This window comes from Alphaproteobacteria bacterium SS10 (genome assembly GCA_019192455.1).
GTDB lineage: Bacteria > Pseudomonadota > Alphaproteobacteria > TMED2 > TMED2 > TMED2.
On the sequence record JAHCML010000007.1, the window covers coordinates 76,613 to 93,954 of the forward strand.

The 17,342-nt window shown below is 59.1% G+C and carries 18 protein-coding genes; 5 read left to right on the top strand and 13 right to left on the bottom strand.

From position 1 onward, the window contains the following. Positions 1–69: 69 nt before the first annotated feature. The 3 genes from KI792_12535 to KI792_12545 all read left to right on the top strand — a co-directional run bounded on the left by KI792_12535 (position 70) and on the right by KI792_12545 (position 4,164). Positions 70–1,449 (top strand): DUF3179 domain-containing protein, encoded by a 1,380-nt coding sequence (locus KI792_12535; protein MBV6633844.1) that lies wholly within the window; start codon positions 70–72, stop codon positions 1,447–1,449. A gap of 85 nt (positions 1,450–1,534) precedes the next feature. Further along, positions 1,535–2,143, top strand: a complete 609-nt coding sequence (locus KI792_12540; protein ID MBV6633845.1) for an NAD(P)H-dependent oxidoreductase — start codon at positions 1,535–1,537, stop codon at positions 2,141–2,143. After that, the gene (locus tag KI792_12545) at positions 2,143–4,164 is read left to right on the top strand and encodes a cation:proton antiporter (protein ID MBV6633846.1); all 2,022 of its coding nucleotides are present in this window, start codon (positions 2,143–2,145) and stop codon (positions 4,162–4,164) included. The genes KI792_12540 and KI792_12545 overlap by 1 nt, the downstream gene beginning before the upstream one ends. 17 nt (positions 4,165–4,181) lie before the next feature. On the opposite strand, the gene KI792_12550 is transcribed toward KI792_12545, so the two are convergent. The 11 genes from KI792_12550 to KI792_12600 form a co-directional block, all read right to left on the bottom strand. Beyond that, complete coding sequence (locus KI792_12550) at positions 4,182–5,174, bottom strand: Ldh family oxidoreductase (GenBank protein ID MBV6633847.1); 993 nt, start codon at positions 5,172–5,174, stop codon at positions 4,182–4,184. Positions 5,175–5,206: 32 nt separating this feature from the next. Continuing rightward, on the bottom strand, positions 5,207–6,217 hold the full coding sequence (locus KI792_12555) for a putative sulfate exporter family transporter (GenBank protein ID MBV6633848.1): 1,011 nt from the start codon (positions 6,215–6,217) through the stop codon (positions 5,207–5,209). A gap of 57 nt (positions 6,218–6,274) precedes the next feature. Continuing rightward, on the bottom strand, positions 6,275–7,456 hold the full coding sequence (locus tag KI792_12560) for a UxaA family hydrolase (protein MBV6633849.1): 1,182 nt from the start codon (positions 7,454–7,456) through the stop codon (positions 6,275–6,277). A 12-nt stretch (positions 7,457–7,468) separates the two neighbouring features. Further along, the gene (locus KI792_12565) at positions 7,469–7,759 is read right to left on the bottom strand and encodes a UxaA family hydrolase (protein ID MBV6633850.1); all 291 of its coding nucleotides are present in this window, start codon (positions 7,757–7,759) and stop codon (positions 7,469–7,471) included. Between the two features lie 14 nt (positions 7,760–7,773). After that, the gene (locus KI792_12570; GenBank protein ID MBV6633851.1) at positions 7,774–8,775 is read right to left on the bottom strand and encodes an alcohol dehydrogenase catalytic domain-containing protein; all 1,002 of its coding nucleotides are present in this window, start codon (positions 8,773–8,775) and stop codon (positions 7,774–7,776) included. After that, complete coding sequence (locus tag KI792_12575; protein ID MBV6633852.1) at positions 8,772–9,530, bottom strand: SDR family oxidoreductase; 759 nt, start codon at positions 9,528–9,530, stop codon at positions 8,772–8,774. The genes KI792_12570 and KI792_12575 overlap by 4 nt, the downstream gene beginning before the upstream one ends. Before the next feature lie 10 nt (positions 9,531–9,540). Continuing rightward, on the bottom strand, positions 9,541–10,848 hold the full coding sequence (hisD, locus tag KI792_12580; protein MBV6633853.1) for a histidinol dehydrogenase: 1,308 nt from the start codon (positions 10,846–10,848) through the stop codon (positions 9,541–9,543). A 13-nt stretch (positions 10,849–10,861) separates the two neighbouring features. Then, complete coding sequence (locus KI792_12585; protein MBV6633854.1) at positions 10,862–12,193, bottom strand: TRAP transporter large permease; 1,332 nt, start codon at positions 12,191–12,193, stop codon at positions 10,862–10,864. A gap of 9 nt (positions 12,194–12,202) precedes the next feature. Then, complete coding sequence (locus KI792_12590) at positions 12,203–12,718, bottom strand: TRAP transporter small permease (GenBank protein ID MBV6633855.1); 516 nt, start codon at positions 12,716–12,718, stop codon at positions 12,203–12,205. A gap of 102 nt (positions 12,719–12,820) precedes the next feature. Beyond that, positions 12,821–13,972 carry a TRAP transporter substrate-binding protein gene (locus tag KI792_12595; protein ID MBV6633856.1) on the bottom strand — a complete coding sequence of 384 codons (1,152 nt, stop codon included), beginning with the start codon at positions 13,970–13,972 and terminating at the stop codon, positions 12,821–12,823. Next, a complete protein-coding gene (locus KI792_12600; protein ID MBV6633857.1) occupies positions 13,947–14,198 on the bottom strand; it encodes a hypothetical protein in 252 nt (83 codons plus the stop codon). The genes KI792_12595 and KI792_12600 overlap by 26 nt, the downstream gene beginning before the upstream one ends. 123 nt (positions 14,199–14,321) lie before the next feature. Here KI792_12600 and KI792_12605 point away from each other — a divergent pair, with 123 nt between their 5' ends. After that, a complete protein-coding gene (locus tag KI792_12605) occupies positions 14,322–15,335 on the top strand; it encodes a LacI family DNA-binding transcriptional regulator (protein ID MBV6633858.1) in 1,014 nt (337 codons plus the stop codon). A gap of 40 nt (positions 15,336–15,375) precedes the next feature. Beyond that, the gene (locus tag KI792_12610; protein ID MBV6633859.1) at positions 15,376–15,780 is read left to right on the top strand and encodes a universal stress protein; all 405 of its coding nucleotides are present in this window, start codon (positions 15,376–15,378) and stop codon (positions 15,778–15,780) included. Positions 15,781–15,852: 72 nt separating this feature from the next. Here KI792_12610 and KI792_12615 read toward each other — a convergent pair whose 3' ends face one another. Continuing rightward, on the bottom strand, positions 15,853–16,899 hold the full coding sequence (locus tag KI792_12615; protein MBV6633860.1) for a tyrosine-type recombinase/integrase: 1,047 nt from the start codon (positions 16,897–16,899) through the stop codon (positions 15,853–15,855). A 235-nt stretch (positions 16,900–17,134) separates the two neighbouring features. After that, on the bottom strand, positions 17,135–17,329 hold the full coding sequence (locus tag KI792_12620) for a hypothetical protein (GenBank protein ID MBV6633861.1): 195 nt from the start codon (positions 17,327–17,329) through the stop codon (positions 17,135–17,137). Between the last annotated feature and the right edge of the window lie 13 nt (positions 17,330–17,342).

Consider the following 17,342-nt stretch of genomic DNA (forward strand, 5'->3'; position numbering starts at 1 on the left):
TTGGCCTGTTCAGCTGATCAATGCAAAACTACGAGTTGGTAGAGGATCGGCACTGGGAAAGATGATTTGATGCGGTCGAAATCTGGTTGGTTAACGCGCCTGGTCCTAATGGTGCTGTTGGCCCTGGTTCCTTTGTTCCAGGCTGATCCTGCACAGGCTGACAAACCGTTATCGCCCCATGTGATTGAGCAGTTTGGTGAGCCGCCAGCCATCCCAACCGGGCCGTTATCTGATGACCTGCAACGGGCGGTTCGGGTCGTCTTCATGGATAGTTTGGAGCAATCATCCTGGGGGCGTGATCAGGTGATCGCCTTGCATGAGTTATCGGAATCTGGTGACCCCAGAATTGCTTGGGTGATCAGCGATATGATGCGGTTTACCTGGCGGCGGGAGTTTGATGACGCACTTGCCAATGCGGCGGCCAACCTGCTGCAGATTGAGTTCACCTCCCCACGCCGCTGGGATGACATTACCAACCATCTAATCGCCTGGGATATCCCGGCCTATCCAGGGTATCTCGAGGCAAAGCGCGCGATTTTCACCCAGTTTGTGCCGGGGTGGGAGGAGATCTTTATCGAGGGTGAGATCGACTGGCGCATGGTTTCCTGGGGTGGGGTGCTGATCGATAACCGCCCCTATGACACGACGGACCAGGTCTGTAACTGCATCCCCGCCGCTGATAACCCGGAGGTCAGCAGCGCCGATGATGCCGATTGGCTGGATGATGACGACATCGTCTTTGGCGTGGTGGTGAATGGTGAGGCCCGCGCTTATCCGCGCCAGATCATGGAAGTGCGTGAGATGGTGAACGACACCCTGGGCGGTCGCGACCTTGGCATTCCTTACTGCACCCTTTGCGGGGCCATGCAGGCCTATTTCACCGACCGCCTGCCTGAAGGGGTGGAGCGGCCAATCCTACGCACCTCTGGTCTGCTGATCCGCTCAAACAAGGTGATGTATGACATCCAAACCTATTCGGTGTTCGACACCTTCCTAGGCCATGCGGTGACTGGCCCCTTGGCTGAAAAAGGGGTGAAGCTAGACCATGCCACGGTGATCACCACGGATTGGGCAACCTGGAAGGATAAGTACCCAGAGACCACCGTATTGGTTGAGCGCCTTGCCCTTGGTCGCGACTTCGATTTCCGGAATGGCCGTGATGCCAATGGCCCGATCTTCCCGGTTGGTGACGTGGATCCACGCCTTTCCGTGCATGAGGATGTGATCGGCGTGATCACCGCCTCAGGCAAGCCGGTCGCGTTCCAGCGCAGCACTGCCTTTGCCGCGCTTAAAGATGGCGCCGAGATCGCGTTTGAGAATGTGCGCCTTGAGCTTGATGCCGGGGGCATCCGCGCGGTGGATGCGGATGGTTCGGACCTTGGCAGCCATCAGGCCTTCTGGTTCGCCTGGTCACAATTCCATCCCGGTACTGAGCTCTGGTCACCGTGAAATTGAGGGCTTAACAGCCTGATGTTTGCCCGGGCCCGCCATTGGGCGTAGAAGTCAGCGCATACCCCGCGCTGAAGGAACCCCCATGGCATCACTCTTGGTCTATTACGCCCATCCCGGGCACCAATCCTCACGGGTTAACCGACCCATGGCCGAGGCCGCGGCAGCTGTTGAGGGCATCACCTTCATTGACCTCTATCATGCCTATCCGCGCCACCACATTGATGTGAGTTTGGAGCAGGAGCGCCTGCTTGCTGCTGATGTGGTGCTCTTCCAGTTTCCGCTGTTTTGGTACTCCACCCCATCGCTGGTTAAGGAGTGGATCGACCTGGTTCTTGAGCATGGCTTTGCCTATGGCTCAGGCGGTGATCGCCTGGCCGGTAAGACCATGATGCTGGCCCTAACCGCCGCGGGTCCGGAGGATGCCTACACGCCCGATGGGTATCAGAATTTTCCCCTTCGCACCTTCCTGACACCGCTGGAACAGACCGCGCGCCTTTGCCAGATGCGGTTCACCGCACCCTATGTCCTGCACGCCTCTCTCAAGGCACCGGTGGATGGTGAGGTTGCCCCCCATGTGGCGGGGTATGAGCGGCTGCTGACCGCCATCCGCGACGACAATTACGATTTTGATGCTGCCGATGCCCTGCAATCGGTGACTTACGCAACCCTGCCAATTCGGGGGACCAAGTAATGGGTGAACTGCTTTTCCTCGCCTTCGTCTTCCTGGTGGCCGGTGTGATTGCGGTGCCGATTGCCTCGCGCCTCGGCCTCGGTTCTGTGCTTGGCTATCTGATCGCCGGTATCGCGATCAGCCCGTTATTGGCCGCGTTCAATGTGGATGTGGTGAGCATCCAGCACTTCGCCGAGTTTGGCGTCGTCATGATGCTGTTCCTCGTCGGTTTGGAGCTTGAGCCAAAGGTCCTTTGGGAACGGCGGGCCAAGCTGTTGGGCCTTGGCGGTTTGCAGGTTGGCGCTACGGCGGCATTGGTCGCCGGGATCGGTATGGCTCTTGGCCTGTCCTGGAGTGTGGCGGTGGCCGTTGGTCTTGTCCTCTGTCTCTCCTCGACCGCGATTGTGTTGCAGACCTTGAGTGAGAAGGGGCTGATGAAAAGCGATGGCGGGCAGAGCAGCTTCTCGGTCCTGCTATTCCAGGACATCGCCGTCATTCCGATGCTGGCGCTGATCCCATTGCTCGCCCTGCCAGAGCTTGCGGATACCATGGCATCCGGAGCTCCCGCTGATCTCCATGCCGATCCCCATGCAGCCATGCCGACCGGTGAGTCCCATGGCGGTGATCATGGTCACGATCACGGACATGGTCATGGTGGCGGCCATGATGATCATGGCGGCCATGGTTCCATGAGCCTGGTTGATGGCCTGCCCGCCTGGGCCCAGGCTCTGGTCACCCTTGGCGCCATTGCGGCCGTTATTCTGGGTGGATCGCTGCTGACCCGTCCGGCTTTTAACTTCATCGCGGTTGCCCGGCTGCGTGAAATATTGGTCGCTGCTGCGCTGCTTTGGGTGATCAGTGTTGCCTTGCTGATGACCCTTGTCGGACTATCGCCAGCCCTCGGCACTTTTCTTGCCGGTGTGGTGCTGGCCAATAGCGAGTACCGCCATGAGCTGGAGAGCAATATTGAGCCGTTTAAGGGGCTGTTGCTCGGCCTGTTCTTTATTACCGTTGGGGCCAGCATCGACTTTGCCCTGTTGGCTGAGGGCTGGGATCAAACCCTGCTGCTGACCTTTGGTCTGATGGTCCTGAAGGCTGCCGTGCTGTTCGTGCTCGCGGTGATCTTTAAGGTGGGTGGGGCTGATCGCTGGTTGTTCACGTTGGGCCTTGCCCAGGCTGGTGAGTTTGGCTTTGTCCTTCTATCCCTCACCGTTGCCAGCTCGGTTGTTCCGCAGCCTTTGGCCGATCAGCTCTTGCTCGTCGTTGCCCTTTCCATGCTGCTGACCCCTGGTTTGTTTATTCTCTATGACCGGGTTATTGCGCCCATGTTCACCGCGGAGGAGGTCGAGGAGGATGGTGAGGCGCCGCATCAGGGTTCGATCATCATCGCTGGCCATGGTCGGTTTGGTGGAATCATAAACCGCATGCTGCGCGGCCTCGGCTATGAAACCGTGGTGGTCGACTACAGCTCAGCCCAGCTGAACCTTATTCGTACCTTTGGTATCCGCGCCTATTTCGGCGATGCCACGCGGCCTGATTTGCTGGAAGCGGCGGGGATTGAGCATGCGAAGGTGCTGGTCGTCGCCATTGATGGCAAAGAGCAGATCACCCAGCTGGTGCACTACGTTCACAAGGCCTATCCGCATGTTCATGTGGTCGCGCGGGCGGTGGACCGACCCCATGTCTACGAGCTCTATGCCGCCGGTGCCCGGGATATCATTCGGGAAACCTTTGATAGCGGTGTGCGTGCCGCCCGCTCAACGCTTGAGGCCATGGGCGTGCACCCGTTCCAGGCTGAGCGCAAAGCCCGACAATTTGTCGATTATGACCGGCAAACCATCGCGGCGCTTGCCAGCGTTTATGACCCGGACATCCCGCTCCATGAGAACAAGACCTATATCGAGCTTGCCAAGGAGATCGGCCTCGCCAATGACGAGATGATGCGGGGTAAGGATACGGCCTTTGCCGCCCGCTCAGACCGTGGCTGGAACCCACCGACCCTGGCCGATGTTGAGGCGGTCACTAAGAATGCAGAGGGTTAGGGGCGCAGGCCGTGCCATTAGGTCAGGTCTAGGCATTCCTGATGCAGATGGGCTGGGATCGTGACGCCCTGTTGCTTTGCCTTAGCGCGCTTATCCGCGCGACCGATACCGGGTAGTCTAACGCCGTCCTGTTCCGTCATGGCGGTCAACAGGACCTCTAGCTTTGGCCCAAAATCATGGGTTGCGATGCCACCCGGATCAAAGGCGATGATGGTGTGGCCAACGCCTGGGGGCGCACCCTCAGCATCGAAGAATGAGCTTGCCTCAAATGACTGATTGGCGCCGGTCAGGGTGGCGCAAAGGATCTCAACCATCAGGGCCAGCATCGCGCCCTTGGCATCCCCCGCCGGTAGCATCGTGCCGGCTAGGGCCGCTTCAGCATCGGTTGTTGGGTGGCCATCAATATCCAGCGCCCAGCCTTCTGGAATTGGCTTGCCCTGCTTGGCTGCCGCCATAACTTTGCCGCGTGCAACCTTCGAGATTGAGAGGTCAATCACCAGCGGCATCTCACCCAGTCGTGGGGCAGCGAAGGCGATCGGGTTGGTGCCAAAGAACGGTTGAGAGCCACCCCATGGCGCAATCGCTGGTGGGGCATTGGAGACCATTATGGCGACCAATCCTTCTTCAGCCAGACGTTCCACATGGGCGCCCAACTGCCCGCAATGGTGGGAGCGGCGGATTAGGGCAGCGGCAACACCGGTGGTTGGCGCAACCTCCACTAATTGGTCGATCACGGCATCAATTGCCGGGAAGGCAAAACCATGCTGCGCATCGATGGTCAGCAAGGCCGGTTTGGGACGATCGATAATCGGCTGTGCTTGCCCATCAACCTTGCCCGACTTGGCTTGGGCGGCATAGGCCTGAACGCGGGAGAAGCCATGACCAGCCTGTCCATCAATCTCAGCCGCAACCAGGGCCCTGGCGACGCTAAGCGCATTGGCCGCTGAGACATTGTTCGACTTCAGCGCGCTGACGATCAGCTGCTCCGCCTCTGCAACTGGCAGCGAGATCGTGTCTAGACCACTACCGGCGGATGGGGTCGTCATAGGGTGACCAACCCACTCTTCACCGCCAGGATGGCGGCACCCAACAGGAAGAGTGTCTCGGCCACAACGACGGCGATATGGCGCCAGCCGAGTTCGCCCATCGCCTTAATGCTGGTTTTCACGCCGAGCGCTGAGATCGCGGTGACCAGAAGCCAGGAGGATAGGGAGACCGCCGCCTGCGCCACCTGTTCAGGAATAATGCCGAAGCTGTTGGCAGCGGCGACGAGCACAAAGCCGATAACAAAGGCTGGCAGCTTGATGGTGCCGCCCTCACGCGGAGAGGTTGCAAGCGCCAGAACGATGATCAACAGGACCACCGGCAACATGGTGACCCGAAGCAGTTTCACGATGGTGGAGGTATCCCCTGCCTCAGTTGAGATTGAGTAACCGGCACCAACCACTTGGGCCACGTCATGGATGGTGGCACCGATGAGGAACCCACTTTCCATCTCCGACATACCGATGAGGGAGAACAGGATCGGGTAGACGATCATCGCCACGGTGGAGAGCGTGGTTACCGCCACCACGGTGAACAGCGTGTTGCGTTCGGTCTTATCGTTTTGCGGAATGACCGAGGATAGGGCGAGCGCAGCAGAGGCACCGCAGATCGCGACCGCACCGCTGGTTAAAAGGCCAAAACGCCAACCCCGGTTAAACAGCCGCGCGCACACAAAGCCAAAGGCGATGGTCAGGCCGATTAGGCTGATCACGGTAACCAGACCGGTAATGCCGATCGAGGCAATATCGCTGAAGGTAATGCGCGCACCCAGCAAGACGATACCGGCCCGCAGCAACGTCTTGGATGATAGATCGATACCCGGCTTACAGCGGGTGTCGGCGGCGAGGAAGTTGAAGGCCATGCCCAGCAACAGGGCAAACAGCATCACCGGTGCTGCGTAATGCCCGGCCAGAAACATCGAGGCAGCCGAGATCGTGACCGCCAGCATTAAGCCTGGGAAGAGGGCCACAACACGGTCGCGGGCAGAGGTGATTGATAGGTTTGGCATGGCAAAAAAAGCCCCCCACCGACTAGCGAACCAGCCGGTGGGGGCTAGGTTACGCAGTTAGGCGCTGCGATAGAGTTTAGTCATTGAGAACTCGCGGTGACCAAGAGCTTCAGCAGCGGTGAAACGGCCATTCGCGGTGCGGCGGATCATGTCTATCAACTCGTCCCCCGCCTCATCAATGGTCATCTCCCGGCGTAGGATGCCCGAGACATCAACATCGACATGCTCACTCATCGTACGAACAGTACGCGGGTTCGCGGTGATCTTGATCACCGGCACGATGGGGTTACCAACCACATTGCCCTGCCCGGTTGGGAAGGTGTGGATGACATAGCCACCGGCCGCCATCAGGGTCACGCACTCAGCCGCGGCTGACGAGCTATCCATGAAATACAGGCCCTTACCTGATTTCGGGATCTCCGCTGGCTCCAGGATATCGATGTATTTGGAGGTGCGGCCGATCTTCTCGAGGTTGCCGAGAGCTTTTTCCTCGATGGTGGTTAGGCCACCCTCAATATTGCCCTTGGTCGGCTGGCTGTCTGAGAGATCATCGGTCTGGTGGGCGAAGATCACCTCATCTTGATAGGCCTTCCACATCTTGTACCAACGCTCGCCCACCTCATCATTGGCGGCACGCTTTTGGCAGATATGCTCAGCGCCGGTGATCTCTGACGTCTCACCAAAGACGCCGTAGATGCCCTCTGGCAGCAACTTGTCATACATGTTGCCAACGGTCGGGCAGGAGCCGAGGCCAGTGGTCGTGTCACTCTCACCGCATTTGGTTGAGACCCAAAGCTCGGAGATTGAGCACTCTTCCTTCTCAAGCTCGGATGCCCAATGGACGAAATCCTTCGCCGCCCAGCTGGCAGCGCGGATGGTCTCGAAATCACCTTTCTGCTCGATTGAGAACTCAGCGACGGGCTTACCGGTTTCGCGGATGCCATCGGCGATCTTCTTGGTCCAGCCGGGTTCAATCCCGATGACCACCACGGCGGCCACATTGGGGTTTGAGCCGGTGCCGATCATGGTCCGGAAATGCAGTTCCAGATCTTCGCCGAATTGCAGGCGGCCGTAGGCGTGTGGGATCGCAAGCGTGCCCTTCACATTGTTGGCCACTGCCTCACAGGCGGCGTTGGAGATATCATCAACCGGGAGGATCACCACATGGTTGCGGACACCGACCCGATCATTCTCACGCCGGTATCCTTTAAAGGTCATGTTTGAGTATTTTGACGCCATCGGTCCGTCTCCTTACCAGCGTTTGGTTTTGCAGTTATGGGTGTGGACGTGGCGTCCCTGTGGGATGTCGGCGATGATCTTGCCGATATCCTCGCCATACTTGATGGCGGTGTCGTCCGTCTTCAGATCGACCAGCGCGATCTTATGGCCGATCGGCACATCATCCCCGGCCTTCAATCGGAAGGTTGAGTTGTCATGGGTGATGCAGCACAGCATATCGGTGCCAGCTTTCAGCCCTTCAACAACGACGACGCCGACATTGTCGGCCTTCTCATGCACCAGAAGATGCGGGGTTTCAGACATTGGGTGATCTCCTGTCAGTCCTTGGGATTTAGAATGATTTTGGGTGCGGCGGCGCGACCGTCCCGGATATCAGCAAAGGCCGAGGCGCCATCGGATAGGGGGCGCACCTCAAACCAATCGAGGGCGCCAAGCCGACCGCTAAACATCGCGGCCGCTGTCTCACGGAAGTCTTCCGGGGTGTAGGTATAGGTGCCGATAAAGGTGATCTCTTGCAGCGTTAGGCGCCGGATATCGAGGCCGCCTGAACCGCTGCCAAGGCCGATATGGACGATGACGCCGCCCGGCTTTGCCATGCGTGATGCAGCGGCGCGGGTTGCTTCAAAGCCGACGGCATCAACCACCACATCGATCTGGCCATAATCGCCATCTGAACGTTCGCTTGGATCAAAAACGGTGAACGGTCCGGCCTGCTGCAAGGGGGCATGTCGGAGGGTATTGGTCTCGGCAATCTCAATCCGCTCAGCGCCTGCGGCAGCAAGTGATAAGGCCGATGCGAGGCCGATGGCACCGCCACCTATGACAACACAACGTGCCTCAGTTAGCGGGATGGCCGATGCCTCACCGGCCAACCGCACGGCATGCCAGCCACAGGCGAGGGGCTCGGCGAGTGCGGCCTTCACCAATGGGAAATCATCGGGCACGGTCACCAAGTTCTCTGGTGGCATGGAAACATATTGGGCAAATGCGCCGGGCCTCGGCGGCATCGAGATAATCTCGCGATAGGCGCAAAGGTTGTTACGACCAGCAAGGCAGGCCGAGCATTTGCCACAGGTGACCAGTGGGTTGATGGTCACGCGTCGGCCCTTATCAAGTCCGGAGACCACAACACCAGCCGCCTCATGGCCAAGGATCAACGGCGCTGGTCGCCGCTCATCATGACCGAAATAGGCATGCATGTCCGAGCCGCAGATACCCGCGGCATCGACCTCAATCAGCATCTCGCCATCGCGTTCGGAGGCATCAACCTCGTCCCGGTATTCGAGCGCTTCTTTGCCGGTGTAAACGAGTGCCTTCATTTCGCGGTGAACCCGCCATCAACGAACAGCACCTGACCGGTCACGTAGTCTGAGGCCGGGGAGCAGAGGAAGAGCAGCGGCCCCTCGATATCGCTGAGCTCGCCATTCCGACCGATACAGGTTTGCGCCGCGTTGCGGGCCGAGCGCTCAGCATCGGAGAAGACAGGGCCGGTCAATTCGGTTGGGAAGAAGCCGGGCGCCAGCGCATTGGTGTTGATGCCAGATGATGACCACGCCTCTGCCATGGCCCGGGTCAGCTGCTCAACGCCGCCCTTAGAGGCGCCATAGGCAATACCGCCAGGGAAGGCCCGACGTGATTGCAAAGAAGCGAAATTGACGATGCGACCCCAGCCACTCTCCACCATGGCGCCAGAGAATTCTTGGGCCAGGAAGAAGGGAACGGTGAGGTTCACATGGATGGTTTGGTCCCAGCCCTCAGCGGTTACGTCATCGGCGCTTTCGCGCAGATTGACCCCGGCGGCGTTAACCAGAATGTCGGGCGCACCAAAGCAATCGGCCACCTGTAGGCAGATATCTGGCAAGGCGTCCCGGTCACCAAGATCGGCTGCAATGGCTACGGTTTCACCCTGTGTTTCCGATCGCCAGGCTTCCAATGCATCCGCGCGGCGCGCCAGGCCAATAACCTTGGCGCCAGCGCGTGCCAGCATGGTGGCTGCAGCGCGGCCCAGGCCGCTGCTCGCGCCGGTGACGCAAGCGACCTTACCCTCAACCGAGAATACCGGGCTGGTTGCCATTCCCGTCACCTCACTCCACTGCCGTAAGGTCGAAATTGGTCTCCGGGAAGTACTTCTTCAGACGGATGTCGGCGGTGCGGGCATGACCCTCCATCCCCTCAAGGCGAGAGATGCGGGCGGTTGCCTCGGCCACTGGTCGGGCACCGTCTTCGGTTGCCTGCTGCCAGGTGACGATCTTCATGAATTTGTGCACTGACAGGCCGCCGGTGTAACGCGCCGCGCCTGAGGTCGGGAGCACGTGGTTCGTCCCCGACGCCTTGTCCCCAAATGCTACAGTCGTCTGCTCACCAAGGAACAACGAGCCGTAGCATTTAAGGCGCCCAAGCCACCAAGGGAGGTCGTTGGCCTGAACGCTTAAATGTTCTGGTGCATATTCATCTGACGTTGCCGCCATCTCTTCGCGGTTGTCGCAAAGGATGACCTCTGCGTAATCGCGCCAAGCAGCTTCCGCATTCTCACGGTTAAGGTCAGGCAGGGTGGCGATTAGCTTTGGCACCAGGTCGATGACCTTCTCTGCCAGCGCTTCACTATCGGTCACCAACCAGACGGGTGAGTTGTAGCCATGCTCTGCCTGCCCGACGAGGTCGGCAGCGGCAATCTCTGGATCGGCATCAGCGTCAGCCAGGATCAGGCTATCCGTGGGGCCCGCGAACATGTCGATGCCCACACGCCCAAACAGGATGCGCTTTGCCTCGGCAACGAACTGGTTACCGGGGCCAACCAGGATGTCCGACTTCGGTACACCGAACAGGCCGAACGCCATGGCGGCGACACCCTGGACCCCGCCAAGGGCAAGGATGCTGTCGGCGCCGCAAAGGTCAGCGGTATAGAGGATGGCAGGATTGATCCCTACCTCTGGCCGGGGTGGGGAGCAGACCGCGATATGTTCACAGCCTGCAACCTTGGCCGTTGTCACCGTCATTACCGCAGAGGCAACGTGGCTGTAGCGGCCGCCGGGCACGTAGCAACCCGCAGCCTGACAGGGGATGGATTTTTGCCCAGCGGTTAGTCCCGGCACGACCTCCATCTCAAAATCCTGCAGCGTCTTACGCTGTGCTTCTGCGAAGCGGCGGACATTGTCATGGGCGAATTGAATATCGTCCTTCAGCTTCTGCGGCAGCTTCTCCGCCGCCTCACCGATTTCATCCGGCGTGACGACTAGATTGCCCTCATACCGGTCGAACTTCTCCGCGAAGCGCTTTGCCGCATCCTCGCCGCCATCCTCAATCTCGTTGAGGATGGACTGCACGGTTTCGGTTACTGATCCGGCATCCGTCGTGGAGGTCTTCTCAGCCTTTTTCAGATACTTCCGAGGCATCAACAAAACCCTCCTAGCGATAGATTTCAGGCAGCAGCGTCGTCGAGATTGCTGGCACATAGGCGATCAGCAAGGTGACGATCAGCATGAACAGCACGAACGGAATAGCGCGGTAGGCGATCTTCAATATCGACTCCCCGGTTAATCCCGAGACGACGAACAAGTTCAGTCCAAGTGGTGGGGTAATGAAACCAACGCCAAGCGCGGTGATCATCATCACGCAGAACTGGATCTCGTTCATGCCGATGCTGTCGGCCAGCGGCTTCAGGATCGGTGCCAGGATCACGATGTTTGGGGTCGTCTCCATCACGCAACCGGCGGCGATCAGGATGAACACCATCATCATGATCAGGATCCACGGCTCACTGCTGACTGAGGTCGCAACCGCCACAAAACCCTGCGGCACGCCAAGGATGGCGAGCGCCTGCGCCAGCGGGAGGGAGAAGGCGATGATCGGCAGGATCACACCATTCACCTTAGCCGAGCTGACCAGCATTGCGGGGAAGTCACTAAGCTTCAGCGTCTTCAGGATGAAGCCCATGCAGATGGTGACCACCACGGCAACGGCACCGGCCTCGGTCGGCGTCAGGCGGCCAGAGAAGATGCCGTAGAAGATGATGCCCGGCACGATGAAGGCATACCAACCGGACTTAAGCGCCCGGACGACATTGCTACCCCATTCAGCAAAGCTCAGATTACCACCACCTTCCCAGCCGGTTAGGCGGTTCATGATGATGTTGGTTGCAAGGATTGAGAGCAGGATCGCGACGCCTGGGATCACCGCTGCGATAAACAGGGTGGAGGCCGAGATACCAAGGACCAGACCAATAATGATGTAGGCGATCGAGGGCGGGATCAGAATGCCGGTACAGGCACCAGCAGCAACCAACGCACAGGCATAGGGGCGCGGGTATCCAGATTCCACCAGACGCGCGATGGTCATCCGACCAACCGCCGCCGCCCCCGCAGCGTCAGAGCCAGAGATGGCCGAGAACATGCCGCATACCAAAACGGTGGCAGAGCCAAAGCCGCCCTTGGCGAACTGGGTTAGCGCTTCCGCTACATCGAGGAACTTACGGCTCAGCCCGGTCCGGACCAGCACGTCACCGGTCAGGATGAACAGTGGAACCGCCGTCAGGGCAAAGTGATCGATGCCGTGAAACAGGCTCTCACCAACCAGAGAGAGCGGCAGGGCGCCAGACATGATCAGCATCAGAATGGCGGAGGCACCGATGGAGGCCCAAACCGGAACGGCGAGGGCAATCAGCACCACAAAGAGCATCACCGGCGCATAGAAGTCCCAGCCAAGCTCGATGGTTTGAGTTTGAAGTTGATTCCAAAGCATGGCGGTTCCTCAATCAAAGAGCTTGTCGCCCTCGTACACCTCACGCCCGCCGAGCAGGTCTTTGATGTCACGAAGGAAAGATTGGAAAAGGCGAAGCATCACCAGCGCAAAGCCGATGGGTACCGCCGAGAGGAACCAGACCTGGGAGATCCGCAGGCCATGGGTAACTGATCCGAACTTCGCCGAGACGAGCACCGTCTCAAACGACCAGTAGAGCGCCACAATCGCGACCCCGAACATGACCAGATCACCGAAGATGTAGAGCAGGGCCTTAACCCGCCGCCCGACATATTGGAGGATCACATCAATCCGGATATGCGCCCGCTCACGCACCGCCGAGGCAGCACCGATCCAGGCAAGGTAGATAAAGGAATATCGGACGATCTCCTCACCCCAGATGGATGAGTAGGCAAAGACTTCGCGTCGTACGACTTCGATGAACATCGTTGCGACCAGCATTGAGTAGAAGACGAGCAGGGCCCATCGTTCTGCATTGCGGTCCAACGCTGCGATAAAGCGCGGCATGGGACTCTCCAGTTAAGCGGAGCGGTTTTTTGGCAAGCACACCCGCCATTCTTCGGGCGGGGAAGAGTGGGGCCGGCAAACTAGCGCCAGCCCCGAACTCACTTAGGCATCGTGAACGTAGAAACGTCCCTTGGTGCTTGCGGCTTCTTCAAGCTTGGCAAAGGTATCCATGGAACCAGCAAGGTCGACCTTGAATTTGTCCCATTCGGAACGCTGGTAACCACCAGCTTCTTGCCACTCACCCAACTGATCTTGGTTCAGCTGGTGGAACTCAACACTGGCTTTCGCCAGCTCTGCCATCGCGTAAGCGCGGGCCGATGGAACCTTGGCGAGGTTCTGGTGGGCGGTTAGCTCACCGGCGAACTCGATACCAGCTTGAACATCAGCCGGCAGGGAGTTGAACCATTCCAAGTTCACCGAGAAGACCTGGCTGTCAGGCACAGCCTGGGTAAAGGTCACATGGCTCAGGATGTCTTTGAAGCCAAAGACAAACAGCGCACCAACCGATGGATCAAGGGCATCAGCGACACCTTGCTTGATCGCCGATGGGGTCTCACCCCAGGCAACTGGCGTCGGGTTGGCACCGACCATCCGGTAGTATTGCTGCAGCATAGCTGAGCCTGGAACGCGGAACTTAACGCCCGACAGATCACCAGGGGTCAGGACCTTGTTGCCGCCACGGCGAACCGCAACAACCCGTGGGTCGATCACTACATAGAACAGGGCCTTAAAGCCGGAGGCTTCAATCTTCGGGTGCACCTCAGTCTTCCACGCATCGGAGGAGACCAAGTTGGTGAAGCGCTGATTGGAACCGCAGAAATACGGCATGTTGATCAGGTCAACGACGCTGGCAAAGGGTGCGAAGTTGGACAGGGAGTGCTGGGCACATTGGATCGTGCCGGTCTGCACGGCCTGGGCCAGGGCACCACCGGCGCCGAGCTGACCACCGGGGGCAAGCTTCACATAGACTTTGCCGTTGGTGGCGTTCTGAATGTTCTCTTTAAGGTCGAGCTGCATGATCGGATAGCTGCGCGATGCCCCGAGGACATAGGCAGTTGCAATCGTCATGGTGTGCTCAGCGGCGCTCTCACGCTCCCGCTCTTCTTTAGCGGTTTGCGCGGCGGCTTCTTCCGACCACAGCGTACCCGCTGCGCCAGCAACCAAGGCCGCGGTAAACGCGCCGGTGCTGCTCAGCTTTAGGAAATTACGCCGCTCGGCTGATTGAATGTTATCCGGTGACCTCTTGTCGGTCATTTTGGTTCTCCTCCCTGTTTGGAATATCGGTGCCGTCGGCGCTGTTCATGCGCTCTAGTATCAGCACGCCAATCACGAAAGAGACGCAGGCCCCGAACAGGACCACCATTTCTGTGACATCACCGAGGAAGCCCGATTTAAACGCGGCACCCATGGTGACGTTGCCCACAAAGACGGCGAACAGGATGCCAGCGATGACGAAAGCCAACCCTTTTCCCTGTTTCATTATTCTTCTCCTTGGCTTCGTGATCTGAGCTTTGTAAGCGCTTACATTGCCTGATGCAAGCGCTTACATTAGAAATGCTTGCTCCTTATTCACATCCACGCCCGCGCTCTTTAGTTTCAAGGAATGGCTCAAGCCCAGAAACCAACCATCAATGATGTCGCCCGCGCCGCCGGTGTCTCCACGGCGACGGTCTCGCGCTGCGTGAATGAACCCGACCGGGTGTTGAGCGCTACCCGCGATAAGGTGATGAAGGCGGTTGAGCAGCTTGGCTACACACCGGATTTTGGCGGCCGGGCCCTCGCATCCCGGCGCACCAACACCGTGGGCGCGGTCATCCCGACGATGGAGAACGCGATCTTCGCCCGGGGCGTTCAGTCGTTTCAGGAAGTGTTGTCCGATGCCGGGGTCACCCTACTGGTCGCCAGCTCCGGTTATGATGAAGAGCAGGAGATGGCGCAGATTAAGGCGCTAATCGCCAGGGGGGCTGACGGCCTTCTGCTTATTGGCACTGCCCGACCCCAGACGACCTATGATTTCCTCCGCCAGCGGGGCGTGCCCTATGTGCTGGCCTGGAATATGGGTAAGACGGATGAACATTTCGTTGGCTTCGACAACGCCCGGGCTGCCGCTGACCTGACGGCCAAGGTCATTGGCCTCGGCCATAAGCGGATTGCGATGATCGCCGGCCTAACAGCGATGAATGATCGGGCCGCTGACCGGGTGCAGGGGGTGTGCGACGGCATGCGGCTGGCTGGCCTTGATGCCACCGCACTCCGGGTGATTGAGGCGCCCTATACCTTCCAGGATGGCAGCGAAGCCTTTGATCAATTGATGAAGTCCAGCCAACGCCCAACCGCTGTGATTTGCGGTAACGATGTGCTGGCCGTGGGTGCGATTAGCCGGGCGAAAGAGCTCAAGCTTCGCGTGCCAGAGGATGTGTCCATCACCGGCTTCGATGACATCGACATCTCCACCTTTGTTGAGCCGGCATTAACCACTGTCCATGTCCCCCATCGCCGCATGGGGTGGGCCGCGGCCGAACAATTGCTGCACCTGATCAATGGCGAGCCGGCAACGTCAAAAGTCGAAATCGAAACCGAAATCATCATGCGCCAATCCCTAGGTCCAGTTGGCTAAGACACTAGCCTTCCGCCGCGCGAGAAGAGGAAACCATCCCATGTACAAAAAGATCATCGTCGCCCTATCGCTTGAGCATCAGATCGCCGATCGTGCCCTCACCGCCGCAAAGGCGCTGGCCGATGATGGGGCCGAAATCATCGCGGTTCATGTCACCGAACCATTGCAGGGATCAGTCCGGGTTTTCATCTCGGATGAGGATTTGGGCAAGGTGCAGGCGGCAACGGCCGACATGCTAGCCGAACGCCTACAGGGCCATACCGGCATCACCTCTGTGATCTTGGAAGGCAAGGCTGGCCAAGCGCTGTCGGATTATGCGGCCAAGGTCAGCGCCGACTGCATCGTCGTCGGCTCGCACAAGCCAGGATTAAGCGATCACCTGCTGGGCTCCACCGCCTCCCGCATCGCCCGCCACGCCCCCTGCTCGGTGCATGTGCTGCGTTAGTCGTCGATGACTGGGCAAATGGAGTGGCGTCCCCGGCGGGATTGTCATGTGGGTTTTAAGTTATTGTTTTATCTAGTCTTTTCCGGCTGCGTGTCGCACTTTTTCGGAAAGGTGCGACACTTTTTTGATTTTATCCATGGCGGAATTGGCGATCCGGTCGCGTCGGGCGGCCTTGGTGTAGCGCTGAACCTCGGCGATTGTCTGGTGGCCGGTGACGCTCATAACCTCGTGGTCGGTGCCGCCAGCCTCGGCGATTGTGTCCGACATGGATTTGCGCAAACCGTGGGCCGAGCAGTGGTTTAGCCCGGCGGCATCACATACCGCGCGGAAGTAATTCCCGAAGCCAGCATCGGAAAACGCCTTGCCCGATTGGGTGACGAGAAACGTCAATCGATCGGCCGGCACCTGATCCAATTCATGTTGCAAGGCCGGGTGAATGGGGACACTGACCCGTTGTTTGGTCTTATGCTGTTTGTAGTCGATCCGACCGTTCTTTACGTGCTGGCGACCCATGCGGACGACATCACCGCGACGGGCGGCGAGATAGTAGAGCAGCGCATAGGCCAAGCGCTCGCGTGATCCACTCGGCCAGTGGCGTTCGAATTGCGCGCGCTCGGCCGGGGTCCAGCTATGGAAGCCGTCGGTCTTGGCGGAGAACCGCTTTACTGATTTGGCCGGGTTGTGTTCGAGGTAATCCTGTTCGCATGCCCAATCGAAGAGGACCGATAGCGCCTTTAACATGGCGTTACCCATGGATGGGGTCGCCGAACGTTCATCGCGCCAGCGGCGGATATGGCGAGGCTTTAGCAGTTTGATCGGGTTCTCTTTCCCCGGTATCTCGTTATAGAAGCGGGTGCGCTGTTTCTTGGTTGCATCACCCAGTGCGGCCCAGGCGGCCGATTGGTAGTATTCGCGGATCAGCCAGCCGAGCGAGCCCTTGACGACGCCCTGTTCGCGGCCCCCTTGGCCGTCAAGGCAACGTTGGTATTCGCGCGCGAAATCAGGGTCGCCCGGGGCCGGTAAGCGGATGCGGTTTTGGCCGCGCTTCCTGAAATAGTAACGATCGTTGCCGTGTCGATCCGGCTCGAACGATACGTATTTGATGCCGATTTTGCCCATTAGCTCGCGTCCCACGGATTGCCCCCTTCATCAAAGAAACAATCGAGAGCCGCGTCAAGCTTCCGCCGGCACCAGACCAGTTCGCCGCGTTTCGTACGCCGGCCCTTCGGGAACTCACCCTCGGCGACATACTCGTCGAACTCCGCCAACCCGAACCCGCAATACATCGCCGCCTGAATGCGGTCGAGACCCCGGGGATCTAGCTTCGGTTTGGTGCGGGGTGTGGGCACGGGCGCTATGAAGCCGCGACGATCGTTGCGAGGTTCCCGAATTGCGCCAAGCCGACAAGGCCGGCCGCGAGCCAACTCCAACCGGCCTGCGTGACGAGAACGTAAGGCAACCAAAGGAAGGACGTTCCCCAAAAGAGGCCGATCGCCACCAAGATCAACAAGCCGGCGAGGCCCATGGTTTTGCGAAATGGGTTCAGCATGTGTTTATCCTTC

Excerpts from the sequence above, each read along its gene's own strand:
- KI792_12585 (MBV6633854.1), bottom strand. The coding sequence starts at position 12,193 with ATGCTTTGGAATCAACTTCAAACTCAAACCATCGAGCTTGGCTGGGAC.
- KI792_12615 (MBV6633860.1), bottom strand. The coding sequence starts at position 16,899 with ATGGGCAAAATCGGCATCAAATACGTATCGTTCGAGCCGGATCGACAC.
- KI792_12555 (MBV6633848.1), bottom strand. The coding sequence starts at position 6,217 with ATGCCAAACCTATCAATCACCTCTGCCCGCGACCGTGTTGTGGCCCTC.
- KI792_12535 (MBV6633844.1), top strand. The coding sequence starts at position 70 with ATGCGGTCGAAATCTGGTTGGTTAACGCGCCTGGTCCTAATGGTGCTG.
- KI792_12560 (MBV6633849.1), bottom strand. The coding sequence starts at position 7,456 with ATGGCGTCAAAATACTCAAACATGACCTTTAAAGGATACCGGCGTGAG.
- KI792_12575 (MBV6633852.1), bottom strand. The coding sequence starts at position 9,530 with ATGGCAACCAGCCCGGTATTCTCGGTTGAGGGTAAGGTCGCTTGCGTC.
- hisD (MBV6633853.1), bottom strand. The coding sequence starts at position 10,848 with ATGCCTCGGAAGTATCTGAAAAAGGCTGAGAAGACCTCCACGACGGAT.
- KI792_12540 (MBV6633845.1), top strand. The coding sequence starts at position 1,535 with ATGGCATCACTCTTGGTCTATTACGCCCATCCCGGGCACCAATCCTCA.
- KI792_12590 (MBV6633855.1), bottom strand. The coding sequence starts at position 12,718 with ATGCCGCGCTTTATCGCAGCGTTGGACCGCAATGCAGAACGATGGGCC.
- KI792_12600 (MBV6633857.1), bottom strand. The coding sequence starts at position 14,198 with ATGAAACAGGGAAAAGGGTTGGCTTTCGTCATCGCTGGCATCCTGTTC.
- KI792_12570 (MBV6633851.1), bottom strand. The coding sequence starts at position 8,775 with ATGAAGGCACTCGTTTACACCGGCAAAGAAGCGCTCGAATACCGGGAC.
- KI792_12545 (MBV6633846.1), top strand. The coding sequence starts at position 2,143 with ATGGGTGAACTGCTTTTCCTCGCCTTCGTCTTCCTGGTGGCCGGTGTG.
- KI792_12620 (MBV6633861.1), bottom strand. The coding sequence starts at position 17,329 with ATGCTGAACCCATTTCGCAAAACCATGGGCCTCGCCGGCTTGTTGATC.
- KI792_12610 (MBV6633859.1), top strand. The coding sequence starts at position 15,376 with ATGTACAAAAAGATCATCGTCGCCCTATCGCTTGAGCATCAGATCGCC.
- KI792_12605 (MBV6633858.1), top strand. The coding sequence starts at position 14,322 with ATGGCTCAAGCCCAGAAACCAACCATCAATGATGTCGCCCGCGCCGCC.
- KI792_12565 (MBV6633850.1), bottom strand. The coding sequence starts at position 7,759 with ATGTCTGAAACCCCGCATCTTCTGGTGCATGAGAAGGCCGACAATGTC.
- KI792_12595 (MBV6633856.1), bottom strand. The coding sequence starts at position 13,972 with ATGACCGACAAGAGGTCACCGGATAACATTCAATCAGCCGAGCGGCGT.